The sequence below is a fragment of the Streptomyces sp. AgN23 genome (genome assembly GCF_001598115.1).
Classification (GTDB): Bacteria; Actinomycetota; Actinomycetes; order Streptomycetales; family Streptomycetaceae; genus Streptomyces; species Streptomyces antimycoticus.
Map to the genome: position 1 here is coordinate 10,178,646 of NZ_CP007153.1, position 26,093 is coordinate 10,204,738.

General features: G+C 72.3%; 12 protein-coding genes and 2 pseudogenes. 12 read left to right on the forward strand and 2 right to left on the reverse strand.

Translation table 11 applies throughout. The features are described from left to right. Window positions 1-25: 25 nt before the first annotated feature. Together AS97_RS43400 and AS97_RS43405 are read left to right on the forward strand one after the other, a co-directional pair. Window positions 26-10,924, forward strand: coding sequence for a non-ribosomal peptide synthetase (locus AS97_RS43400; RefSeq protein ID WP_210566834.1), 10,899 nt, complete (start codon window positions 26-28; stop codon window positions 10,922-10,924). Beyond that, window positions 10,911-12,611, forward strand: coding sequence for an ABC transporter ATP-binding protein (locus tag AS97_RS43405; RefSeq protein ID WP_059144385.1), 1,701 nt, complete (start codon window positions 10,911-10,913; stop codon window positions 12,609-12,611). Before AS97_RS43400 ends, AS97_RS43405 begins: the two co-directional genes overlap by 14 nt. Window positions 12,612-12,620: 9 nt before the next feature. Here the strand turns inward: AS97_RS43405 and AS97_RS43410 are convergent, their stop codons facing one another. After that, entirely contained in the window at window positions 12,621-13,721 is a 1,101-nt protein-coding gene (locus AS97_RS43410) for an alpha/beta hydrolase-fold protein (protein ID WP_059144386.1), read from the reverse strand. Window positions 13,722-13,843: 122 nt separating this feature from the next. Here AS97_RS43410 and AS97_RS48135 point away from each other — a divergent pair. The 3 genes and pseudogenes from AS97_RS48135 to AS97_RS43425 all read left to right on the forward strand — a co-directional run. After that, window positions 13,844-13,972, forward strand: a pseudogene (locus tag AS97_RS48135) (FAD-dependent monooxygenase); the annotation flags it as partial. A 420-nt stretch (window positions 13,973-14,392) separates the two neighbouring features. After that, window positions 14,393-15,409: pseudogene (locus AS97_RS43420) on the forward strand (PHB depolymerase family esterase); the annotation flags it as partial. 195 nt (window positions 15,410-15,604) lie between these two features. Next, entirely contained in the window at window positions 15,605-17,050 is a 1,446-nt protein-coding gene (locus AS97_RS43425; RefSeq protein WP_210566835.1) for a 3-hydroxybutyrate oligomer hydrolase family protein, read from the forward strand. 160 nt (window positions 17,051-17,210) lie between these two features. On the opposite strand, the gene AS97_RS43430 is transcribed toward AS97_RS43425, so the two are convergent. Further along, window positions 17,211-17,363 carry a hypothetical protein gene (locus AS97_RS43430; RefSeq protein WP_156107481.1) on the reverse strand — a complete coding sequence of 51 codons (153 nt, stop codon included), beginning with the start codon at window positions 17,361-17,363 and terminating at the stop codon, window positions 17,211-17,213. Between the two features lie 343 nt (window positions 17,364-17,706). Between AS97_RS43430 and AS97_RS43435 the strand changes: the two genes are divergently transcribed. The 7 genes from AS97_RS43435 to AS97_RS43465 all read left to right on the forward strand — a co-directional run bounded on the left by AS97_RS43435 (window position 17,707) and on the right by AS97_RS43465 (window position 26,048). Continuing rightward, a complete protein-coding gene (locus tag AS97_RS43435) occupies window positions 17,707-17,910 on the forward strand; it encodes a hypothetical protein (protein ID WP_086705875.1) in 204 nt (67 codons plus the stop codon). Between the two features lie 148 nt (window positions 17,911-18,058). After that, entirely contained in the window at window positions 18,059-19,150 is a 1,092-nt protein-coding gene (locus tag AS97_RS43440; RefSeq protein ID WP_197049098.1) for a LacI family DNA-binding transcriptional regulator, read from the forward strand. 62 nt (window positions 19,151-19,212) lie between these two features. Next, entirely contained in the window at window positions 19,213-20,811 is a 1,599-nt protein-coding gene (locus AS97_RS43445) for an FAD-dependent oxidoreductase (RefSeq protein WP_059144390.1), read from the forward strand. A 74-nt stretch (window positions 20,812-20,885) separates the two neighbouring features. Next, the gene (locus AS97_RS43450; RefSeq protein WP_210566836.1) at window positions 20,886-23,018 is read left to right on the forward strand and encodes a hydantoinase/oxoprolinase family protein; all 2,133 of its coding nucleotides are present in this window, start codon (window positions 20,886-20,888) and stop codon (window positions 23,016-23,018) included. Further along, window positions 23,015-23,566: a hypothetical protein gene (locus AS97_RS43455; RefSeq protein ID WP_059144392.1), complete on the forward strand. Its 552-nt coding sequence runs from the start codon at window positions 23,015-23,017 to the stop codon at window positions 23,564-23,566. Before AS97_RS43450 ends, AS97_RS43455 begins: the two co-directional genes overlap by 4 nt. Window positions 23,567-23,569: 3 nt before the next feature. After that, entirely contained in the window at window positions 23,570-24,856 is a 1,287-nt protein-coding gene (locus AS97_RS43460) for a TRAP transporter large permease subunit (RefSeq protein ID WP_059144393.1), read from the forward strand. Window positions 24,857-25,025: 169 nt separating this feature from the next. Next, on the forward strand, window positions 25,026-26,048 hold the full coding sequence (locus AS97_RS43465; protein WP_059144394.1) for a hypothetical protein: 1,023 nt from the start codon (window positions 25,026-25,028) through the stop codon (window positions 26,046-26,048). Window positions 26,049-26,093 lie beyond the last annotated feature (45 nt).

The window sequence follows — 26,093 nt, forward strand, 5'->3', positions numbered from 1 at the left end:
GGATGCTGAGTCTTCGATGTCTTCGATGGTGGAACCGGGCGCGCGTCGCGTACTGCTTTCTCCCGGACAGGTTGCCGACGTACGCCGGCGGATCGGTGACTTCTCCGACCGGACCATCGCCGAAGCGTGTGCCATCGGGCTGTCGTACTGGGCGACGGGTCTGAGCCCCGATGGCATCGACCTCACCCCCGGCACCCTGTTCGCCGATGTCCTCGGCTGGGTCGACAACGGCGGGGCGGGGCCCGCCGGTTGGGAGGTCGGCGCGGACGACCGGAGCATCACCGTCCCGGAAGGCGTCGGGCCGGACGATGCGCGGCTCGCGCTGGAGGACCTGACCGATTTCCCGGACCGGCCGATCGGCACCATCTCCCCGTCCGGCGTGGCGGCCAGGCTCGATGCCCTGGCCGGGTGGAACGACACCGAGGCCGACCGGGTCCGCCCGACCATCGTGGAGATGTTCCGTGAGCAGGCGCGGTCCAGGCCGGACGCCGTCGCCATCGTCGACGAGCACCGGTCGCTGACCTACCGTGAGGCCGCCGAGCGCTCAAGTCAGTTGGCCCATCACCTGATCGAGCGCGGACTGGGCCCCGAACAGGTCGTCGGCATCTCACTGGGCCGCTCCGCCGAGATGGTGATCGGGCTGCTCGCCGTACTCCAGGCGGGGTGCGCGTTCGTGCCGCTCGATCCGCAGTGGCCCGCCGCGCGCCGCGCCGTCGTCATCGACGACGCCCGGGTCGTGGCGCAGCTGGGCGCCTCGGCCGAAGGCGACCCGGCCGAACCGGAAGCCGTGGCCGTCGACCTCGAGGACTGGGGCTTCGGTGCCCACCCCACCGAGGGCACCGGGGCCACCGTCCCCGGCAATGCGCTGGCATACGTGATCTTCACGTCCGGTTCGACCGGGCGGCCCAAGGGCGCGATGATCCGGCATGAGGCGATCAGCGAGCGCCTGCTGTGGCAGGGCAACGAGATCCTGGGCTTCGGCCACGACGACGCGTCGCTGTTCAAGGCGCCGTTGTCCTTCGACATCTCCATCAACGAGATCTTTCTGCCGCTGGTGCACGGCGGCAGGCTGGTCATCCTGAGGCCCGGCGGCGAACGCGACCCGCACCACTTGCTGAGCGTGATCGCCGAGCAGCGGGTCACCTTCACCTACCTGGTCTCGTCCATGCTGGACGTGCTGCTGGAGATGGTGGGCGACTCCGGGCGGCTGGACAGCCTGCGCCATGTGTGGTGCGGCGGCGAGGTGCTGACCCCGGAGCTGTACGAGCGGTTCCGTGCCCGGCTCGACATCCCGCTGTACCACGGCTACGGCCCGGCCGAGACCACGATCGGCGTCTCGCATGTCATCTACCGGGGCGCCGCCGAGCGCGTGTCGACATCGATCGGCAAGGCCAACCCGAACACCCAGCTGTATGTGCTGGACAACGAGCTGCGCCCGGTCCCGGTCGGCGTCGGTGGCGAACTGTACGTGGGAGGGTTCCTCCTGGGCCGTGGGTACATCAACGCGCCCGGCCTGACGGCGTCCCGCTTCGTGGCGAACCCCTTCGCCGGGGACGGGTCCCGGCTGTACCGGACCGGAGACCTCGCGCGGTTCGCCCCGGACGGCTCGCTGGACTTCCTGGGCCGGGCCGACAACCAGATCAAGATCCGCGGTATGCGGCTGGAGATCGAGGATGTCGAGGTCGGTCTCGCGGAGCACCCCGGGGTGCGGTACACCTGCGTCGTCGCGAAGAAGAACGCGGCAGGCGGCACCTACCTGGTGGGCTATGTGATCCCGGCCGCCGGGAGCGAGGACCTGCGCGCGGACGAGGTCAAGGAGTGGGCCGCCGGGCACATGGTGGAGTACATGGTGCCCGCCCATGTCGTCGTGATGAAGGAGTTCCCGCTCACCGCGAACGGCAAGCTCGACCGCCGTGCGCTGCCGGAACCCGCGATCGGGACGGGCTCGATCGTCCAGCCCACCACCGAGAACGAGCGTGTGCTGTGCGCGGCGGTCGCGAAGGTGCTGCGGCTGGACGAGGTCGGCGTCGACCAGGACTTCTTCCAGCTCGGCGGAGACAGCCTGCTGGCGATCTCGCTGCTGAGCGCGGTGCGCGACGCGGGTCTCCACCTCACGGCACGGCAGATCTTCACCGACAGCACGGTGGGGGCGCTGGCGGCGGTGGCGAGCCGGGAGGGCGCCTCCACCGCGGACGACGGCGATGTGGCGACCGGTGCCGTCGTGGGATCGCCCATCGTTCAGTGGCTCGGCGAGACCACCGACGCGATCGACGGCTTCGTACAGTCGGTCGTGCTGAACACTCCGGCGGAGCTGACCGCCGACGCCCTCGACGCGATCCTCGTCGCCGTGGTCGGGCGGCACGACATGCTGCGCGCCAGGCTGGTGCGCGGCGAGCGCTGGAGCTTCGACATCCCGGTGGCGGACCGGGCCACGCCGTCGTGGCAGGAGAGCGACCGGCCGGTCGAGGAGTGCGTCGCGCTCGCCACCGGCGGGCTGGACCCGGACCGGGGCGTGATGCTGCGTGCCGTCTGGCGGCGCGCGGCACGGCAACTGGTGGTGGTCGTCCACCATGTGGTGATCGACGGCGTGTCCTGGCATGTCCTGATGGACGACCTGGCCACGGCATGGCGGCAGTTGTCCTCGGGCGCGCCGATCGAACTGCCCCCGGTGGGCACGTCGTTCCGGCGCTGGACGCAGATGCTGGGGAATGCCGCCTTCGACGCGGACCGTGGCTACTACGAGCGTCCCCTGCCGGGAGCGGACGGCCCCGTGGGCAGGCGCGCGCTGTCCGAAGCCGACACCGTGGCGCGGGAGCGGGTGCGGACCGTCTCGGCCGGCCCCGAGGTCACCGCCGCGCTGCTGGGCGAGATCCCCGCGACGTTCCACGCGGGCGTGGGCGATGTGCTGCTGACCGCGCTCGCCGTCACCCTCGCCCGATGGCGCCGCGACCTCGGACAGGATCAGACGTTCGCGCATATCGAACTCGAAGGCCACGGCCGCGAGGGACGTTTCGTGGCGGACGCCGCCGGCTTCGAGCCGGAGCTGTCGCGGACCGTGGGCTGGTTCACCACCCTGTTCCCGGTGACCGTGGACCCCGGAGCGGCGGCCGATTTCACCGCCCCCGACTACCTGGCCGCCGCGCTCAAGGCGGTCAAGGAAGACCTCGCCCGGGTGCCGTCCAACGGCGTTTCCTACGGCGCCCTGCGGTATCTGACCCACACCGAGTTCGACGCCCCGGCACCGCAGGTGCTCTTCAACTACCTGGGCCGCTTCGACGCGGGCGCGGCCGGAGACTGGCGACTCAGCGGCAGCACAGGTCAGTTGGGGGAGAAGCGCGACCCCAGGATGCGTCTGCCGCGCCCCCTGGAGTTCAACGCGATCGCCGAACCCGCGTCGAGCGGCGCGTACGAGCTGATCACCACCATCTCCTGGCCCGACGGGATGTTCACCGACGAGGACATCGCGACCATCGGCGCATACTTCCAGGAGACCCTGACCGCGCTGGCCGCGCTCGACCGGGGCGGCCACTCGCCCAGCGACTTCGGCCTGGTGCGGCTCACCCAGGCCGACGTCGACGTCCTGGACGGCCCGGCGCTGCGGGACATCCTGCCACTGACCCCGCTGCAGGAGGGCCTGTACTTCCATTCGGTCTTCGACGACGACTCGGCGGGCGCCTACGTCGAACAGCAGTCGCTCAGGCTGGACGGCGAGGTGGACGCCGGTCGGCTCGCGGCGGCGGCCACCCGGTTGCTCACGCTGTACCCGAACCTGGCGGCGCGGTTCACGGCCCTCGCCGACGGCCGTGTGGTCTCCGTGCTGGAGGGCGGAGTGCGGGCGCCGTTCACCACGCTCGACCGCCCCGGGATCACCGACTCCGAGATCCGCGAGTACGCCGAGCGGGACCGCCGCGCCGGGTTCGACCTGGCCACCGGCCCGCTGATGCGGTACACACTCATCCGCGCGGGCTCCGGCCGGAACATCCTGGTGCAGACCGTGCACCACATCATCGCCGACGGCTGGTCGGTGCCACCGATGCTCCGCGCGCTGCTGGCCGAATACCACGCGCCGGGGACCGTGTACCCGCTCGGTGGCTTCCCCGACTACGTACGGTGGCTCGCGGAGCGCGACGACGAGGAGAGCGACCGGATATGGCGCGATCAGCTCGCCGAGCTGCCCGGGCCCTCGCTGGTCGCCGAGGGACACACCCCGTCCGGCCGGTTCGCCGACATCGCCGTGGCACCGGGGGAGGACATCGACTCGGCCGCCCGGTCGGCCGGTGTGCCGCTGAGCGTGGCCGTGCACAGCGCCTGGGCGGTCACGCTCGGCGGCATCCTGCACGGCAGTGATGTGGTGTTCGGATCCACGGTGTCCGGGCGCGACGCGCAGGTGCCCGGCATCGAGGACATGGTGGGTCTGTTCATCAACACGATCCCCGTGCGCGCCCGGTGGGCCGGTACGACCACGGCCCGCGACCTGCTCGCCTCGGTGCGGGAACACCAGAGCGCGGTGCTGCCGCACCAGCATGTCTCGCTGGCGAGGATCGGCCGCCTGGCCGGCGCCGGCTCCCTGTTCGACACCCTGGTGGTGTTCGATGTCGCGACCGATGTGGCCGCCCTGCGGAGGCCGGGCGACGATCTGGTCATCACCGACATCGTGAACGAGGGCGCCCCGCACTACCCGTTGACGCTGGTGGTGGAGCGCGCTCCCGACGGCCGTCCCCGCTTCAAGCTGATCTACGACGGCGAGCTGCTGCGAGAGGCGGGCGCCCAGGCGATCCTGCGCACGTTCACCCAGACCCTCACCGGCCTGCTCATCCGCCCGGACGCCCTGGTCGACGACGTGGCGCTCGAAGACACCCGGCATCCCGCGCCGATCACTCCGACGACCCTGGGCGGACTGTTCGACGCCGCCGCGCGCCGTGACCCGGCGGCCACCGCCGTCACCCAGTGCGCTCTCGACGGTGCGACCCGGTCACTGACCTACGGCGAACTGTCGGCCGCGAAGAACGAGCTGGCCTCCGCCCTGCGCGCGGCCGGGGCCGGGCCGGGCAGGCGCGTCGCCGTCGCCGTCCCGCGCTCCGTGGAGCAGGTCGTCGCCCTGGTCGCGATCGTCACCGCGGGCGGCGCGTATGTACCGCTGGACCTGGCGTACCCGGACGAACGGCTGGAGTACATCCTCGCCGACGCCGCTCCGCAGGTCGTTCTCGTGGACCGTGACCAGCGCGAGCGCCTCACCCGGCTGCTGGCCCGGGCGGGCGTGGCGGCCCGTGTGCTCGTATCCGGAGACGAGCTGCTGCGGGCCGGTACGGAGGCGGGGCCGGAGGCGAGCTGGCACGACCCCGCCTACGTCATCTACACCTCTGGATCGACCGGCACGCCCAAGGGCGTTGTCGTTCCGCACTCCAGCGTGGTGACACTGCTCGCGAACACCCGGCCCGCCATGGACTTCGGTCCGCACGACGTATGGGTCCAATTCCACTCCTTCTCCTTCGACTTCGCGGTCTGGGAGCTGTGGGGCGCGCTGGCGCACGGCGCCGAGCTGCTGGTGCCGGAGTATGGGCTGACCCGCTCGCCGGTCGACTTCCACCGGCTGGTGCGCGAGCGCGGAGTGACCGTGCTCAACCAGACCCCGTCGGCGTTCTACCAGTTCATCGAGGCCGATCGGCATGCGGGCGAGCCGGTCACCGCGCTGCGCCGGATCATCTTCGGCGGCGAGCCGCTGGATCTCGGGCGGCTGCGCGGCTGGGTCGAGCGGCATGGCACCGGGGCGCCCGAGCTGGTCAACATGTACGGCATTACCGAGACCACCGTCCATGTCACCCACCGGGCGCTGACCGACGAGGACTTCGGCCCCGGTGGCGACGTCAGCCCGATCGGCGGTCCGATCCCGGGCCTGGCCGTCTATCTGCTCGACGACCGGCTCCGGCCGGTGCCGCCGGGCCGGGTGGGCGCCATCTACGTCGCCGGCGACCAGGTGTCCCTCGGCTATCTGGGCAGGCCGGGGCTGACCGCGGGCCGTTTCGTGGCGAACCCGTTCGCGGGCGACGGCTCCCGCATGTACCACACGGGCGACCTCGCCCGCCGCACGCTCGACGGTGAGCTGGAGTTCACCGGCCGCGCCGACGACCAGGTACAGCTCAAGGGCTTCCGTATCGAACTCGGCGAGGTGGAGTCCGCCGTCAGGGCACTCGATGGTGTGGTCGACGCGGCCGTCACCGTGGCGGACAGCGGCGATCACCTGGTCGCCCATGTCGTGGGCCGGGTGCCCGCCGATGTCACCGCCCTGCTGTCGGCGAAACTGCCCGTACATATGGTGCCGGGCCGGGTGCTGCCCGTCGACGCCCTGCCGCTGACGGTCAACGGCAAACTGGACCGGAAGGCCCTGACCACACGCGCCGCACCGGACGACACTCCGGCGGCCGGCCCCTCGGGCTACGGGGACGCCGTGCTCACCGCACTGGTCGGCATCTTCGCCGACACACTGCCCGAATCCGCCGTGGACGGCGACACCGACTTCTTCCGGGCCGGGGGCGACAGCATCGTCGCCATCACCGTCATCAACCGGGCCAGGTCGCTCGGTCTCCCGATCGCGCCGCGGGACGTGTTCCTGTTCAGGACACCGCGCGCACTCGCCGAGCACCTGGGAACGAGCACACCGCAGGCCGGGCCGCCGGCGCCCGAACGCCACGCGGACGGCCCGCTGCCGGCGACGCCGATCATGCTGCGCCAGCGCGAACTGGGCGGCTCGCTCACCCGGTTCGCCCAGGCCAGAACGGTGGTGGCCCCCGACGGCGCCGGGCTCGCCGACGCCGAGCGCGCCGCGAACGCCGTCGTGGCCGCGCACCCGGCCCTCCGGCTGCGGCTGGACGTCGCACACGGGGTGTGGGCCCTGCGCACCGAACCCGCCCGCGAGGTCACTGTCGTACGGGCGGAGACGTGCGACGCGACGACCGCGGCGAACGAGGCCGCCGGACGGCTCGACCCCGAGTCCGGGGAGGTCATCGCGTTCGCGTGGCTGGAGGCGAGCCGGACCCTGGTGGTCACCGTGCACCACCTCGCCGTCGACTCGGTGTCCTGGCTGATCCTGCTGGACGACCTGGCCGCCGCCCTGCGCGGGGCGCCCCTGGCGCCGCCGACCACGTCCTACGCCGAGTACGCGGAGGCGCTGGCGGCCCGGTCCGCCCATGCGATCGAGGACCTCGGGCACTGGCTCACCACGCTCCAGGCGCCCGCGCTCCTGCCCGCGGTCGAGCGAACGCGCGAGACCACGGTCGTGCTCGCGTCCGAAGTGAGCGACCTCGTGACGCGTACCGCGCCCACCGCACTCGGCGTCGGTCTCACCGAGCTGCTGTGCGGCGCGCTGCGCACCGCGCTGACCCACATCCAGCCATCGCCCACCGACCTCGCGGTCGAACTGGAGCGCCACGGCCGGGTTCCGGCGCTGGAGCACCACGACTACACCCGCACGGTCGGCTGGTTCACCTCCATCGCGCCCGTGCGGCTCACGGCGCACAGCGACCCCGTCTCCGCGGCGTACGAGGTCGCCGAACGCCAGCCGGACGAGCGCGCACACGTCGCCTACGGCCGGCTCAGGTACCTCAACCCGCAGACGGCCCCGCTGCTCACCGCCCGCCCGCAGGTGCTCTTCAACTACCTCGGCCGGGGAGGCGAGTCCCAGGCCCCGCACCTCACCGGCGGCGATCCGGGCAGCCCGTACGCCGTCGAGGTGAACGCCTGGACCGACGCGGCCACCGGCAGCCTGCACGCCGTCTTCACCCTCGCCGAAGGCATCCCGGACGAGATCACCGACCACTGGCGGAGCGCACTGGAACGCATCGCGGACGCCTCCGCGACGGCCGAGCGCACGGCACCGGTCACCCCACTCCAGCGGGGCCTGTACTTCCAGGCCCAGATGGCGGGTCCGGCGGGACACTACGTGGCGCAGAGCTGGTTCACCTTCGACCGGCGTCTGGACCCCGACGCACTGTCCGAGGCGATGGCGTATGTGATGGCGCGGCACCCGGTCGTGGCCGCGGGCTTCGCCACCGACGACGACGGAAACCCGGTCCAGGTCCTGGGGGCGGGCCGGCGCGTCCACGTCCGTACGGTCGAGCTCACGAGCGACGCGGACGTCGAGGCGCTGCGCACCCGGGACCGCGACACGGGATTCGACCCGGGCGAGCCCCCGCTGATCCGGATGACCGTGGTGCGGCTGCCCGGCGGCCGCGACGGGCTGCTGCTCAGCTACCACCTGCTGCTGTGGGACGGCTGGTCCCGCGAGATCGTGCTGCGGGACCTGTTCGACGCCTACCAGGCCGTTCTCGCGGGCGAGTTGCCCGACCCGGCCCCGGCCACGCCGAGCTTCGAGGACCACGCCCGGGCGCTCGACGCCAAGGACTCCGCCGCGTCGGAACGCTTCTGGGCCGAGCACCTGGCCGGTCTCCCCGGCCCGACGCTGCTCGCCGGACCGGCGCCGTCCCTTGCCGACGACCTGCCGCGCGCGCTCGTGCGCACGCTGTCCGCCGAGCGGTCGGAGCTGCTGCGGGCGGCGGCCAGGGTGCACGGCGTCACCCTGAACTCGGTGCTGACCGGCGCGTTCGGCCTGCTGCTCGGCGCCCACACGGGGCGCGACGACGCCGTGTTCGGTGTGACCGTCTCCGGCCGGGACGGTGAGGGGCTGGACGGCATCGTCGGCGTGCTGCTCAACACCGTCCCCCTGTGGACCCGGCCCCGGCCGGACGACACCGTTCGCGGGTATCTGTCGGACGTACAGGCGGCCAGGGTCGAGGCGATGGTCCACGAGCATCTGGGGCTCGGCGAGATCCAGCGGGCCACCGGGCACGACACCCTGTTCGACAACCTCTTCGTGCTCCAGAACTTCCTGGACATGGACGCGTTCGCCGAGATGAACGCCAGGCATGGCATCACCTCGGTGACGGCCGACGATTCCACCCACTACCCCTTCACCTGGGTCGTCACCCCCGGCGACCGGCTCACGGTCAAGCTGGAGTACCGCGACGAGGACACCGCGAAAGCCCGGCGGCTCCTCGACGACTACCTGCGGGTGCTCGACGACCTGGTCCGGGCCACCGGGCCGGTCGGCGCGCTGCGGGGACTGGGGCCGGAGCCCGTGCCCGTCGAACGCACCGACATCGGCATGGACACCGTGGTCGACCGGTTCGACCGGGCGGCGGACCGCGACCCGCGGCGGACCGCGCTCGTCGCCCACGGCTCGACCATGACCTTCGCCCGGCTGCGGGACCGCAGCCGCGCGGTGGCCGGTGTGCTCGCCGGGCGCGGCATCGGCCCCGAGACGACCGTGGGCCTCGCCATCCCGCGCTCCCTGGATTCGATCGTGGCGCTGTTCGCCGTGCTGCGCGTCGGCGCCGCGTATGTGCCACTGGAGCTGGACCACCCGGACGAGCGGATCGCCGCGATCGTCGCGGACGCCCGCCCCGATGTGATCCTCACCGTGAGCGGCGTGTCCCCCCGGCTCACCGGCGACCTGATCGAGCTGGACCGCCCGCTGCCCGAGGCCGAGCCGTACCGGACGTATCGGCCGCAGGACCCGCATCGCCTGCGGCACCCCGCGTACACGATCTACACGTCGGGATCGACCGGGAAGCCCAAGGGTGTGGTGACCGAGTACGCCGGGCTGACCAACATGCTGATCAACCATCAGCGCCGGATCTTCGAACCGGTGCTGGCGGACCACGGGCACCGGGTCTTCCGGATCGCGCACACCGTGTCGTTCGCGTTCGACATGTCGTGGGAGGAGCTGCTGTGGCTCGCCGACGGCCACGAGGTGCACATCTGCGACGAGGAACTGCGTCGTGACGCGCCCCGGCTGGTCGAGTACTGCCTCGAGCACCACATCGACGTCATCAATGTGACCCCGACCTACGCACAGCAGCTGGTGGCCGAGGGCCTGCTCGACCACCCGGAACGGCGGCCGGCGCTGGTGCTGCTGGGCGGCGAGGCCGTCACCCCGGCGCTGTGGCAGCGACTCGCGGAGACCGAGGGGACGGTCGGCTACAACCTGTACGGGCCCACCGAGTACACCATCAACACGCTCGGCGTCGGCACCTTCGAATGCCAGGACCCGGTGGTGGGCGTGGCGATCGACAACACCGATGTGTATGTGCTGGACCCGTGGCTGCGGCCGCTGCCCGACGGCGTCCCCGGCGAGCTGTATGTGGCGGGCATCGGCATCGCCCGCGGCTATCTCGGGCAGCCCGACCAGACCGCGCACCGCTTCGTGGCGTGCCCGTTCGGCGCACCCGGCGAGCGCATGTACCGCACCGGCGACCTGGTGGCCCGCCGGCCGGACGGCAATCTGACGTACCTGGGCCGCATCGACCAGCAGGTCAAGATCCGGGGGCACCGGGTCGAACTGGGCGAGGTCGAGGCGGCGTTCGCGGCGCACCCGGCGGTGCGGTTCGTCGCCGCGGTCGCCCAGCCCGATCCACAGGTCGACGGCGCCTACCGGCTGGCCGCCTACCTCGTCCTGGACGGGTCCGAGCCGGCGGAGGTCGCCGCCGAAGTGGGCGCAGGGCTGCCGGACTTCCTGCGCCCGACGCACTACGCCCAGGTGGACAGCATCCCGCTGACCGTCAACGGGAAGGCTGACACCAAGGCGCTGCCGGAGGCCAAACCGCTGGGCACGCTGACCACGGCCGGGGAGCGGGGACCGCGGACCGAGAACGAGACCGTGGTGTGCGAGTTCTTCGCCGAGGCTCTGGACCTGGAGGACGACGAGGTGAGTGCGGTGAGCGATTTCGTGTCCCTGGGAGGGCACTCCATGCTGGCGGTGCGGCTGATCGGGCTGCTCCGCCGCGAGTACGGCCCTGTGATCACCATCCGTGATCTGTTCACCCTGCGAACCCCGGAAGCGATTGCCCGCCACCTTGATGACCACTCCTGACACCCAGCGGCCCCGCCCGGGGGCAGACATCCTCCGGACCGCACTGCGCCGCAACATCGGTGCCATGACCTGGGGCACCGTCCTCATGGGCCTGTACCAGGCCGGAGAGACCGCCTTTCCCATCGCGCTCGGCCTGATCGTCGAGCACACGATGCGGGACCGCACCCTCGGCTCGCTCGGCCTTGCGGTCGCCGCGCTGGCGGTCATCATCACGACGGTGTCGCTGTCGTGGCGGTTCGGGATGCGCGTCCTGCAGAAGGCCAACACCACCGAGGCGCACCGCTGGCGGGTGAAGGTGGCGGCCTACGGCCTCCAGCCGGTGGCCAGGGACGTCGACCTGAAGTCCGGTGAGGTGCTGACCATCGCCACCGAGGACGCCGACCAGACCGCCGACATCATCGAGGTGGTGCCGCTGCTGGTCAGCTCGCTGGTGGCGGTGCTGGTCGCGGCGGTCGCGCTCGGCCTGGCCGACGTCCGGCTCGGCCTGCTGGTGATCGTGGGCACCGTCGCGATGCTGTCGATCCTGAGCGTGCTCTCCCAGCGGACCGGCTCCAGCACCCGCGAACAGCAGGCCCGGGTGGCGCGGGCGGGGGCGAAGGTCGCGGACCTGATCACCGGCCTGCGCCCGCTGCACGGCTTCGGCGGCAACCACGCGGCGTTCGGTTCCTATCGGAGGGTCAGCACTGAGGCGAAACACCAGGCGATCACCGTCGCCAAGGTCAACGGCGTGTACGCGGGCACCGCGTTGGCCCTCAACGCGGTCCTCGCCGCGGCCGTCACCCTGCTGGCGGGCTCACTGGCCTTCAGCGGCCGGATCACCATCGGGGAACTGGTCATGGCCGTGGGGCTGGCGCAGTTCATCATGGAACCGCTCAAGCTGTTCTCGGAGATGCCGAAGTACGTGATGATGGCGCGCGCGTCCGCCGAGCGGATGGCGCTGGTGCTGGCCGCCCCGCCGGTGGCGGCCGGTGGGCGGGAGCGCCCGGCCCCGGGCGGCGACCTCGACGTCGACCGCGTCCGGTACGGCTCGCTGCGCGAGCTGAAGTTCACGGTGGCCGCCGGCGAGTTCGTGGCGATCGCGCCCTACCAGCCCCGCGCGGCGGCCGACCTCGCGTCGATCCTGGCCGTGAAGGTCCCGCCCGGCGCGTACGAGGGAGCGGTGCGGGTCAGCGGACGGGAGCTCGCGGACCTGTCGATCGAGGCGGTCCGCGAGCACATGCTGGTGAACCCGTACGACGGGGAGATCTTCGCGGGCACCCTCGGCACGAACATCGATCCCTCGGGCACCAGCCGGATGGTCGCCGAGGCCGTCGAGGCATCCATGCTCACCGATGTCGTCGCCCTCCACCGCGAAGGACTCGACTACGGCGTCCGCGACCGCGGCGCGAATCTCTCCGGGGGGCAGCGCCAGCGGCTGTCCCTGGCCCGCGCCCTCGCCGCCGACACCGACGTGCTCGTCCTGCACGACCCGACAACCGCGGTCGACGCGGTCACCGAGCAGCTCATCGCGCGGAACATCGCGAAGCTGCGCCGGGACCGCACCACCATCGTGATCACCAGCAGCCCGGCGCTCCTGAACGCCGCCGACCGGGTCCTCGTCCTGGACGACGGCGTCATCACGGCCGAGGACACCCATCGCAACCTCCTCGCCACCGACCAGGACTACTGCCTGGCGGTGGCCCGGTGACCCGGCCCGCTAACCGAGCGCCCAGGCGACATCCCTGAGCAGAGCGTGCCGCCAGCCCGCCCGGTCGTGGCCCGCCGCCGACCGCGAGACCCGTATGGTCGCGCCGGATCGCCGGACCAGGGTCTCGGCCAGCTCGCAGTGCGGGAGCATCCGCGTCTCGTGCTCCCCCACGTCGAACGCGACCCGCAGACCGGACAGGTCGGGGCGCTCTCGCAGCCGCGCGGCCATGGTGCCGCCGACCGGGCCGCCCATGGGGTCCGGCAGGTCCATGGCGCCTGGTGTCCACCAGAACGACCCCGACTGACAGGCCACGCGGGACACCAGGCCCGGGAACTCCAGCGCCGCGTACAGCGCGCTCAGCCCGCCCAGGCTCTGCCCCGCGACCACCAGCCGGTCCGGGTCGGCGGGTGCGCCGGATTCCGCCACCAGCGGCAGCAGTTCGTCCCCGATCGCCTCCCACAGCGCGGGGCCGCACCCGAACTCGGCCTCCCTGTCCTTGCTCGGCAGGAAGACGAGCGTGACGGCGGGCATCTCGCCACTGGCGACGGCCGAGTCGAACGCGGTCATGGCCGGGTGCAGATACAGCCAGTCGTCCCCGTCGAGCAGCAGGACCACGGGTCCGCCGCCGCCCACCGGGTGGACGCGGACGGTGCGCCGCCCGCCGAGCCGTGCGCTGTTCCAGCGGATCCGGTTGTGCGGGAGGGGCAGTACGGCATCGGCGCCGATGACGGGCCAGTGCGGCTGGTCCGGGGCGTCCGGGGTGGCGGCGATGGATCGGTCACCGCCCGCGCCGACCGGGTTGAACGGGTCGGCGTGCGCCGCGTCGCCCGTGAGGAACTGGTAGGTCACCCGCAGCCGCGCGGGCATGCGCACCTCGGCGTACCAGCAGTCCGTGTCACCCCACCGGCGCAGGGGGACCGGCTCCGACCAGCTCTCGAAGCCGATGCTCGCCGGAGAGCCGCGCCACAGGAACAAGGTCGTCCATCCGCCGCCGCCGGCGGGCACCGACGCGGGTGTCCCCGCCGCCGCCCAGAACTCGTCGGTGCCGGGTGTGCCGGGCAGGCCGAACGCGAGGAAGGCGTTCTCCCCATCGGTCGCACTCAGGCGCATGAACGTCTCCTTGTGAGAGGGAAGGGGCAAAGCCAAGCTGCTGTCGATTAGGCGAGGCTAACCTAAGTATTACCTGTGAACCGCCCCGGCACCCAGGAGAGTTCCGGCACACCCTGGAGAGCGGCGGCCATGAACTCCACTTCGACGGTGGCGCGGTGGAGACCTGCGACCTGCTCATCGGCGCGGACGGCACCTGGTCCCGCGTCCGTCCGATGCTCACCGAAGTCGAGCCCGCGTACTCCGGTATCAGCCTCAGCAGGGCCGGGCCGGTGAAGAAGGTGCCGATCAGGGAGGCCCGTCACGATATCCGGTCGATGAGGAGCAGGCCGAGGACGGCGCCGACGAGCAGGAAGAGGTCGTAGGTGGCGCCGGCCGCCAGGTCGCCCCGGACGGTGTGAGACTCCGGGAAACCCGGAGGAAGGCCGTGGCCGGTCGCCGCGTGGGGGAGGGCAGGTGGCCGGCTTGTGACAGCCGAGCCAATTAGCAGATCGGTCCTCGACCGCGCAATCCGTGTGACGCCGACGGCGGCGAATTCGCTTGTGGTGCCCAGGGCCATGGCGACGGGCCACGGCCGACTCTACGGTTTCGGACACGTCTGGTGCTTCCGGCGCACAGCGACGCGTCGGCGGTCTCAGGAACACCGGGAGCGCGTCAACCGAAGGAGCACTTCCATGCCGGTCCCCCCACGCCACGTACCGCCACGGAGCCGATGGAGCCGCGTCGCGGCCCGGCTCCTCCCCGTCGCCGCCCTCGTGCTCGGTGCCGTTCTCGCCGGGCCCGCGCCCGCCGCGAACGCCGCGGTCACCCTCACGAAGGTGAGCGACTTCGGCTCCAATCCTGGCGCGTTAAACATGTACGTGTACAAGCCGGCGTCGCTGCCCGCGAACGCGCCCGTGGTCGTCGCGCTCCACGGGTGCACACAGAGCGCCCAGGTCTACGCCGACAACTCAGGGCTGCCCGAGCTCGCGGACCGCGACAAGTTCGTCCTGGTGCTCGCCGAGACCACCTCGTCGAACAACCTCACCAAGTGCTTCAACTGGTTCCAGGCCGGTGACATTCGGCGTGACCAGGGCGAGGCCCTGTCGATCCGGCAGATGGCCGGCCACGCCGTGTCGGCGTACGGCGGGGACTCCCGGCGGGTCTACATCACCGGACTGTCCGCGGGCGGTGCCATGACCTCGGTCATGCTCGCCACCTACCCCGATGTCTTCTCCGCCGGCGCGGTCGTCGCGGGCCTGCCCTACAACTGCACGAAGAACAGCAGCCCTTACCTGTGCATGAACCCCGGGCTCGACCTCGGTCCGGACGAGTGGGCCCAGCGGGTGCGCGAGGCGTACCCGTCGTACCAGGGACCGTGGCCGCGGGCCGCCATCTGGTACGGCGACCGCGACACGACGGTCGTGCCGCGCAACGCCACCGAACTGCGCGATCAGTGGACGGCGTTGCACGGGCTGTCCCAGACGCCCACCCGCACCTCCAGCATCGGTCCCAACGCCACCCAGCACGACGAGTACGTGGCATCCGACGGCACGGTGGCCGTCGAGGTCAACAAGGTCCCCGGCATCAACCACGGCACGCCGGTCGACCCCGGCACCGGCGCCGAACAATGCGGCAGCACCGGCGCCCCGTACTTCCTGGACTCGATCTGCTCCAGCTACTGGATCACCAAGTTCTTCGGTCTCGACGGCTAGGGGCACCGTCGCCGACCGCGGCTGCTCCCGCTCGCGCATAGGCGGCTGTCGTACTCGGCGAGGCGAAACGGCCCGTCATGGTGTCCGGCACCCCTGTCGGGCCCGCCGCGATGGCGGGCCCGCATATGTCCTGTGTGGTGACCGTGCCCCTAGCCTCCGGCTCGTCCACCACCCGACTCGCAGGAGAATCGGATGTCTCCAGCCCGCACGGCCTCCGCCCCACCCCGCGCACGGCCCGGACGGCGCGCCGCTCTCGGAGTACGGTCGCTCGTGGGCGCCTGTGCGCTCGTCGTCGCATCGGTCGCGGCGGTGCCCGCGGCCGGTGCGGAGGGGACACCGGGCGGCCGCTGCCCCGGATCCGTCCTGCCGCACGTACCGGGTGCGGCCCACCAACAGGCCGACTGCCTGGACGAGTTGACCACAGCCGGAACGGTGGCCTCGGGCCACACCGATCCGGCCGACTTCGCGGGACTCACCCCCAAGGATCTGCCCACACCGAGCGGCGTTCCCGGGATCCAGATCGACGGTTACTTCCCCGACACCTCGGCCACCAACACCAACCACGGCTGGAACCACGACGCGCAGTTCGTCATCCGGCTGCCCGACCACTGGAACGGCGGTCTGGTGGTATCCGGCACACCGGCCAACCGCGAGCAGTACGCCAACGACCGCGCGATCTCCGACTGGGTGCTCTCCCGCGGCTACGCCTTCGCCGCCACCGACAAGGGCAACACCGGCCCCGCCTTCTACCGCGACGGTCGCAGGCCCGGTGACGCCGTCACCGAGTGGAACAAGCGCGTCACCCAGCTCACGCGCGCCGCCCGAGCCGTCGTCGCCCAGCGGTATCACCGGCCGCCCGTCCGCACCCTCGCCACCGGCCTGTCCAACGGCGGCTACCTGGTGCGCTGGCAGCTGGAGAACCACCCCGAGCTGTACGACGGGGGAGTGGACTGGGAGGGCACTCTGTGGCGCTCCGACGGCCCCAACCCGCTCACCTTCCTGCCGCCCGCGCTGCGCGCATACCCGGTGTACGCCGCCGGCGGAGCCGGGGCCGAGGACGCCTGGAAGACCATGCGCAAGGCCGGCTACCCGGCGGGCTCGGAGTTTCTGTGGCCCTACCACCACCGGGTCTACTGGGACCTGACCCAGCGGATCTACCGCGAGGAAGCCGACCCGGACTTCGACGGGGCGACCGAGGCGGGCACCCCCTACTGCGCCCCGGGCACCCCCGGCTGTGACGCCGACTACGACTACGCCACCCGGCCGCCCGCGGTCCACCGTGCCGTCGACCGCATCGCACTGACCGGACGCATCGGCAAACCGCTGATCATCCTGCACGGCACGCTCGACGCGCTGCTGCCCATCAGCAAGGACTCGGACGTCTACGCAAGCATGGTGCACCAGGCCGGTCGTGGCGCGCTGCTGCGCTACTACCGTATCGAGGACGGCACCCACGTCGACTCCCTCGTCGACGCCCACCCCGACAAGCTCCGCCCGATCATCCCCTGCCACCGCTCCGCCTTCGCGGCACTGGAACAGTGGCTGACCGGAAAGGGCCGCCCCCCGGCGGACCACACCGTTCAGCGCCCGGCCGACGCGGATCCCGCGACACTGCTCACGAGCTGCCCGCTGGACTAGCGGAGGCGGCGGTGCCTGTCAGCCGAACCAGGTGGCCTGGAGCACCACGATGCGCTCGCCGCGTACGTCGGTGAGCATGCGATGGCCCCTGGCGGGCTCCCCCCCCAGCGGCCCGGGGCGGCGCCTCATGCCCCGGGTCCGCTGACCGCCGTGCCGCGTGTCAGCTGAGAAGCCACATGTACGACGAGGTGAGGCCCGAGGCCAGCCAGAACGATCCCGAGGCGATCCCGATGATGATCAGTACCGCCAGCGTGCTGTCTATCTTCTCCACCCGCGGGGACGGACGCCGGGGCTCCAGGTCATGTGAACTCACCCGTCCACCATATATGGCAAGAAGTGGGTGTGTGTGGCGGCTTTGTTGAGGACTCCGACGAGGCGAAGTGATCGGAGCCCGAACCGACCGGCGGCGTCCGGGCATCGTCCCGGGCCCTTCGTCGCGAAACCCGCCGACGCCGGTACGGCTACCGGCGTCGGCCCGCCGGATTCGACGGGGTCGCTGGAGCCGGTGTTCTTCGCGGGCCCGCGCTTGCCGATGCCGATGCTCGAACCGCCGCATGCCACAAGGGTGGATCGGTCCGGCGACGAGTGGAACCCTCGTACACCACGGCGTATGCGGAGTGCCGGTCGTGTAACCGAACGGCGTCAAAGGAGCCGGGGTGCACGCGCGGCCGTCAGCCGGACCGCGAACGGCCTCCATCGGGCCCGGCACCGCCGCCCTCGCCGCCCGTACCGGCTCACCCCTGTTCACCTGGCCCGCCCTCGTCCCCTACGCGCTGCTCGTCGTCGCCTGGGCCGCGGTCGCCCGCCCCTCACTGGGCCACGCCGCCGCGCACGTGGGAAGCCCGAAGGGCCGGGCGTAATCCCCTGCCGGGCGCGGTGCCGGTCGCGGTGCCGCTCAACCGAAATTCGCCGCACAGGTCTTGACCTCCGCCACACGCCGCCCGCAGAGTGCTCGGTAATGCGCAGAGGTAATGCGCATTACCAATCGACGGAGAGAGGGAATCACGCGTGGAGCAGTCGAGGAAGCGGGCGAAGCCGGGGCGCAATCCCGGCTCGGTCGGCCGTACGTCACGTCCGCGGCAGGCGGAGGTGGCCCAGCTCGCCGGAGTCTCGCAGGCCACGGTCTCGCTGGTGCTGTCGGCCCGCACGGACGGCAAGGCGGCGACGATCTCCGAGGAGACCCGGCAGCGGGTCCTCGACGCCGCCCGCAGCCTCGGGTACGTGCACGACCCGGCCGCGCGGCGGCTGGCCGCCGCCCGCAACAACCTCCTCGGCGTCTTCAGCTTCACCGCGACGTTCCCGACGGACGTGCAGCACTCGTACTACCCGTTCCTCGTCGGCGTCGAGCAGGAGGCGGCCGCCCGCGGCTATGACCTGGTGCTCTTCACCGGGTCGAGCGCGGGCGGGCCGGACGCGCTCAGCCGGGTGCGCCTGGCCGACGGCTGCCTCTTCCTCGGCCGCCACGCGCCGGGCGCCGAGCTCAAGCGGCTGGTGGCCGACGGGTTCCCGGTGGTCCACCTGGGCCGCCGCGAGGAACTGGAGGGGCTGGCCTGGGTCGGCGCCGACTACGTCAGCGCCAGCCGCGCCGTCGTGGAGCATCTGGCGGCACTGGGCCACCGGCGCATCGTCCTGGTGCGCGAGGACGACGACGCCCCGGCGTCCACGGACCGTCAGCGCGGCTTTGTGGAGGGGCTGGCGGCCGTCGGCGGCGACGCGGGCCCGGAGGCGGTGCTGCGCTGTGCCGACCCGGCGGGCGAGGTGACGGCGGAGCGGGTGCGCGCGCTGGTCGAGGACGGGGTGACGGCGTTCGTCGCGGAGGAGACGGACACCGGTGCGGCCTGGCGGGCGCTGGACGCCGCCGTCCGGGAGGCGGGGCTCGGCTGCCCCGGGGACGTCTCGCTCGGGCTGCTCGGCGGCCCGCCGCCGGACCTGGCCACGGCACCCGTGCCCATGGGATTCGACGTGCCCCGGCACCAGCTCGGCGCCGCCGCTGTCCGGCTCTTAGCCGCCATGGTGGCCGGCGAGGAGACCCACGAACCACTGGTGGCCTGCGCATTCCGTACCGGCGAGACGGCGGGCCCGCCCGGCCGGCGCCCATGACGCCCCCTGACGCAACACCGCGGTTCGCACATCGCGGTTCGGACACGACCCCAAGGAGCAGCGTGATAGCGGAACCGGACATCCTGATCGTCGGTGGCGGCCTCGGCGGGGTCGCCGCCGCGCTCGGCGCCTGCCGGGCGGGCCGACGTGTGGTGATGACCGAGGAGACGGACTGGATCGGCGGTCAGCTCACCGCGCAGGCGGTGCCGCCGGACGAGCACCCCTGGGTGGAGCAGTTCGGTACGACGGCGACCTACCGGGCGCTGCGCGAGGGAATCCGCGCCTACTACCGGCAGTGGTACCCGCTGCGGGCCGAGGCGCTGGGGCTCGCGGAGCTGAACCCGGGCGCCGGCCGGGTCAGCAAGCTGTGCCATGAGCCGCGGGTGGCGCTCGCCGTCCTCGAGGGCATGCTCGCGCCGTACCGGGCCGCGGGCCTGCTGACCGTCCTGACCGAGCACCGCGCCGTCTCCGCCGAGACGGACGGCGACATGATCCGCGCGGTGACCGTGCGCGACCTGCGCTCCGGCGGACGGACCACGTTCACCGCCCGGTACGTCGTCGATGCCACCGAGACCGGTGAACTGCTCGACCTCGCCGGTGTGGAGCACGCCAACGGGGCCGAGGCGCAGGACGAGTTCGGTGAGCCGCACGCCCCCGCCGAAGCACGGCCCGAGAACCAGCAGGGCATCACCGTGTGCTTCGCTCTCTCGCACCACGAGGGCGAGGACCACACCGTGGAGCGGCCCGAGGACTACGGCTTCTGGCGTGCCTACCGGCCCGACTTCTGGCCGGGTCCGCTGCTCGGCTTCGAGGCGCCCGACCCGCGCACCCTGGAGTCCGTGCCCCGCACCTTCGTGCCCAACCCGGACCTCGACCCGCTGGCGGTCAGCGCCGATCAGAGCGCCGACGCCGGGGACAAGGAGCTGTGGGGATTCCGCCGGATCCTCGCCCGCGGGCTGCACCGGCCGGGCGCTTTCGGCTCGGACATCACCCTCGTCAACTGGCCGCTGAACGACTACTGGCTCAAGCCGTACATCGGCCAGGAGGCCGAAGCCCTGCACGAGGCGCGCCAGTTGTCGCTGTCGGTGCTGTACTGGCTGCAGACGGAGGCACCACGGGCGGACGGCGGCACCGGCTTCCCCGGGCTCCGCATCCGCCCGGACGTCACCGGCACCGCGGACGGTCTGGCCAAGGCGGCCTATGTGCGCGAATCGCGGCGCATCAAGGCGGTGACCACGGTCGTCGAGCAGGACGTGGCGATCGACGTGGTCGGCCCCTACGGCAGGACCCGCTACCGCGACTCGGTCGGGGTGGGCGGTTACCGCATCGACCTGCACCCCTCCACGGGCGGCGACAGCTACATCGACGTCGGCTCCGTACCGTTCGAGATCCCGCTCGGCGCGCTGGTGCCACGCCGGGTGCGCAACCTGCTGCCCGCCGGCAAGAACATCGGCACCACCCACATCACCAACGGCTGTTACCGGCTGCACCCGGTCGAGTGGAACGTCGGCGAGGTCGCGGGCGCGCTCGCCGCGCACTGCCTGGACGAGGGCGTGGAGCCCCACCAGGTGCAGGCCGAGGACAAGCGGTTCGAGGAGTTCGGCCGCCTCCTGGACCGGGCGGGTGTGCAGCGCCGCTGGCCCGACGTCCGCGGCTACTGACCCCGTCCGACAGCACTTCCAGCCCCCGTCTCCGGACTACCTGAAGCACGTCAACACACAAGGAGGTGCCCGCCATGACTCCAGACCGCCGCATCCGCGTCGGCATCGACGTGGGTGGCACGTTCACCGATGCCGTGGCGGTCGACGCCGTCGCGCTCACACTGGTGGGCCAGGTGAAGGTGCCCACCAGCCACCACCACGAGGACGGTGTCGCCCACGGCATCGTCGAGGCGCTCGAACAGCTGCTGGCGAAGGTCGACCGGACGGCCGGCGACGTCGTGTTCCTGGCACACGGCACGACGCAGGCCACCAACGCCCTGCTGGAGGGCGATGTGGCCACGGTCGGGCTGATCGGGATCGGCGACGGGCCCGGCGCGGTGATCACGCGCCGGCTCGCCGCCTTCGGCAAGCTCGAACTCACCCCCGGCAAACGGCTTCCGCTGGTGTACGCGCACGTGGCCGACCCGTCCGCGGAGACCGAGGTGCGCGCGGCCGTGGAGCGGGTGCGCGCCGAGGGGGCCGAGGTGCTCGTCGCCACGGAGCCGTTCGGAGTGGACCGGCCCGAGGGCGAACAGGCCGTACTCGACGTGGCGCGGCCCACGGGGCTGCCGCTGGCCGCGGCCCACGAGATCACCTCGATGTACGGGCTGCACAAGCGGACCCGGACGGCGGTGGTGAACGCCGCGATCCTGCCGCGGATGCTGGCGACGGCCGATCTGGTGGACGCGTCCATCACGAAGGCCGGGGTGACCGCGCCGCTGATGGTGATGCGCTGCGACGGCGGTGTGATGTCGCTGGACGAGATGCGCCGGCGTCCGCTGCTGACGATCCTGTCGGGCCCGGCGGCGGGCGTCGCCGGGGCGCTGATGCAGGAGCGGGTCAGCGAGGGCGTGTTCCTGGAGACGGGCGGCACCTCGACCGACATCAGCGTGGTGCGGCGCGGAAAGGTGGCGGTGCGCCACGCCACGATCCTCGGCAAGACCTCCTACCTGAGCGCCCTCGACGTGCGCACGGTCGGGGTCGGCGGCGGCTCCATGGTGCGGGTCTCCCGCGGGCAGGTGGCCGGCGTCGGTCCGCGCAGCGCGCATATCGCGGGCCTGCCCTACGCCTGCTTCGCCTCGCTCGAGGAACTGCGGGACGCCCGGGTGGCGATGGTGCGGCCGATGGCCGGCGACCCGGAGGACTACGTGGTCCTCGACGCGGCGGGCGGCCGGTTCGCGGTGACGATGACCTGCGCGGCGAACGCGCTCGGACGGGTCGGGGAGGAGGACTTCGCACGCAGCGACCAGGAGGTCGCGCGGGCCGCCCTCGCCCCGCTGGCCGCCACGCTCGGCACGGACGTGGCCGGTGCGGCGCGGTCGGTGCTCGACGCGGGGACGGAGCAGGTCAAGTCGGTGGTGGACGCGATGATCCGCGACTACCGCCTGGACCGGGACACCGCCCTCCTCGTGGGCGGCGGCGGGGGAGCGGCGGCGGTGACCCCGCACCTGGCCGCCTCCGCCGGGCTCGAAGGACGCATCGCCCGCCACAGCGAGGTTATCAGCCCCATCGGGGTGGCGCTGGCGCTGGTGCGCGAGCAGGTCGAGCGCATCGTGCCCGGCGCCACCCAGGAACAGATCCTCGCGGTACGCGCCGAGGCCGAGCGGGCCGTCGTCGCCCAGGGCGCCGCCGCCGACGGCGTCGAGGTGGAGGTGACCGTCGACCCGCAGACCAACACGGTGCGGGCGGTCGCGACCGGCGCCACCGAGCTGCGCACCCAGGACCGGGCGCACCGCGCCGATGCCGACGAGCGGCTGCGCGCCGCCGCCACCAGCCTCAAGACACCCGAGACCCGCGTGCGGACGCTGGCCGGCACGGACGCGTACACGGTCTACGGCACCGAGGTGCGGCGCCGGTTGCGGGCGGACCGCCATCCGGTGCGGGTGGTGGACGCGGACGGTGTGGTGCGGCTCGGCGCGGCGGACGCGCGGGTGGAGACGATGACGGTGGAGGGCTCCGGCGAGGCGCTCGCCGCGCTGGTCCGCGACGCGACCTCCTACGGCGACGGAGGCGTACGGGCCCCTGCCGTGCGGCTCCTGGTGGGCGGCCGGATCGCGGACCTCTCCGGTGTCCTGGAGCCCGAGGCGCTGCTCGCCCTGGCCCGCGCCGAGCTGCGTCCGCGCGGCGCCGGGGAGCCGGTCGTCGCCGTCGTGGAGTCGCGGACATGAGCGGCGACCTTGACGTGGACCTCGCGGTACGCCTGCTCGGAGGGACACCCACCCACGAGGGCCGCGACCCCGTGCTGCTGCGCCACTGGGCGGTGGCGGCGACGGAGTTCGGCCACCGGATGACCCCGCGGGCCGCGACCGTGCGGGTCGTGGAGCGGGACGGCGGGCTGGACGCCGGGCTGCTGGCCCGCTACCGCTCCCGGCCGCCGGTGGTCGAGGTGTACACCGACACCGTCGAGCGGGCCGAGCGGCTGGTCGTCGAGCGCGGCTGGCGGCACTGGTTCCCGGAAGGGTCGGTGCGCGCCGCCGCCCTCGCCCACGAGCAGGCGCACGCCTGGCTTCACCACACCGCGGTGCGCGCCGAGTTCAAGCGGACGCTGGGCCACACGGCACTGCGGTTCGGGCGGCGCCGCCTGTACGCGTACGTCGCGGGCGCGGACGAGGTCGCCGCGCACGCCTACGCCCACGCCGCCTGCGGCCTGGGCCGCAGCCCTCTGCTGCTCACGGAGGCGCTGGCCGCCGCCGTGTCCTGTGAAAGCGAGAACTGATCGATGGGTGTCGTCATTCTGCTCGTCATGGCGGCGGGAGTCGCCGCCATGCTCACCCGCAAGCTGCCCACGGCGTTCGCCCTGGTGCTGCTCGCCGTGGTGATCGCGTTCCTGGCGGACGCGCCGCTCACCGGCAAGGGCAGCGTGCTCGACACGGTGCTCCAGGAGGGGGCGCCCGCGCTCGCCGCCACGATGATCGCGATCCTGCTCGGCTCGTGGCTCGGCAAGCTCCTGGAGGAGACCGGTATCGCGGGCACCCTGGTCCGTAAGATCGTCGAATTCGGCGGCGACCGGCCGGTGTTCGTGGCCCTCGGCGTGCTCGCCGTGTCCGCGGTGGTCGGCACCGTGACCGGATCGGCGCCCGCCGCGATGCTCGCCGGTCTGATCGGCATCCCCGCGATGATCGCGGTCGGCATCCCCAAGGTGACCGCGGCGGGCACGGTCCTCATGGGGATCGCCGTGGGCGTGCCGTTCGAGCTGCCGGTGTGGCAGTTCTTCTCCACCGCCCTGGACCTGCCCGTCGACACGGTGCGCGGCTTCATGGTGAAGCTGTTCCCGTTCGCCCTGGTGGCCGCCGTCGCCTACGTCCTCGTGGAGTCCCGGCGCCGCGGCGTCGAGCACACCTGGTCCCTGAAGTCGGTGCAGGCCCGGCCCTCGCGCGGCGACCGCCGCCGACGGCTCGGCGACGCCCCCTGGTACGCCCTGCTCACCCCGGCGGTCCCGCTCACCCTCGCCCTCGGCCTGGACGTGGCCATCATCCCCTCGCTCCTCGGCGGCGTGCTGTACGCGCTGGTGACGACGACCCGGCCGCGGGAGATGAACCGCCGCCTGCTGCGCACCCTCTACGGCGGATTCGAGGTGGCCGCCCCGCCCATCACCCTCTTCGTGGCGATCGGCATCCTGCTCGCCGCGGTCAAGCTGCCCGGCGCCGTCGACGCCCTGCAGCCTCTCGTCAAGGCCGTCAGCCCGCAGAACACCGTCCTGTTCATCCTCGTCTTCACCCTGCTGGTGCCGCTGTGCCTGTTCCGCGGCCCCCTGAACGTCTTCGGTCTCGGCGCCGGCATCGCGGGCGTCCTCGTCGCCACCGGCATCTACCCGGCCGTCGCCGTCCTCGGCATGACGGCCTCGTACAACCAGGTCTTCGGCGTGTCCGACCCGACCAGCACCCAGACCGTGTGGAGCGCCCAGTACGCGGGCGTCTCCCCGCACCAGGTGATGCTGCGCACCCTGCCGTACGTGTGGGCCGTGGCCCTCGGCGGTCTGTGCGTCACCGCTTTCACCGAGCTGTGACCGAAGCCGTCCCGCCCCACGCCTCGACCGCCCCGCGCAGCCACCCGAACGCGTAGCCACCGAATCCCCGGCCACCGAATCCCCGGCCACCGAATCCCCGGCCACCGAATCCCCGGCCACCGAACCCCCGGCCACCCGAACCCGCAGTATCCGACCCAAGGAGCCGATCATGCCCGAGCCGCAGTCCGGCCTCGACCGCCGTATGTTCCTGCGCGCCACCGCCCTCTCCGGCGCGGCGCTCACCGTCGGCGGACTGGCCACGCCGTCCGCCTCGGCCACGCCGTCCGCCTCGGCCGCGCCCGGCGGATTCCCGAGCTACACCTACGTCCGTACGCTGCTCACCCCGTCGAAGCTGAAGTACAACCCGACGGGCGAGATCATCTTCCCGACGATCCGCGGGGTCTACGACAAGCTGGCCAACCCCCTGGGCCGGTACTACCTCTACTACGCGCCGCACGACGCGCCGGGCGGCATCTGCCTGGCCTACGGGGACTCCCTGGAAGGCCCGTTCACCGAGTACCCGTCGAACCCGATCGTGTCCAACAGATGGGACCCGCACTACTCCGTCAGCCACGTCTCCTCGCCGCATGTGCTGTGGAAGGAGGACGTCAAGGAGTTCTGGCTGTACTTCCACGGCGAGAACACCACCACCCGCCTCGCCCGCTCGAAGGACGGGATCCACTTCACCTACGACAAGGTGGTCCTGAGCACGTCCATGATGCCCGCCGGCACCACCGAGACCTCCTACGCCCGGGTGTTCCGATACGACCTGCCCTCCCGCGGCGCCCACTACGTCATGCTGTTCATGATCAACAACACCACCGACCACCGGGACATCGGCTGGGGCTGGTCCGCGGACGGCCGCAACTGGACCTTCGCCCAGACGCCGCTGGTGCGCCACTCGGACGTCGGCGCGGTCAACGTCGGCGGCCCGCACCTGCTGACCCGCGGCGGCTCCGCGTTCGTCGTCTACAACAAGGACAAGGCGAGCGGCGGCGACCTCATGATCACCGAGGTGGGCAAGGACTTCTCGCTCCGCAAGCACCTCGGCGTCTTCTACGACTCCCATTCATCGGCACCCGAGAACGGCCGGGCCGCGGCCCCTTCCTTCGGCACGGACCACGGCGTCCCGTACATGATCTACGAAGCGGGCGAACGCCTCGCCGGATCCATCGCGATGGCCCGGGGGTAGACACCGTCCCCGCCGGCCCCGGGTACCCACCGCCTGACCACCGGC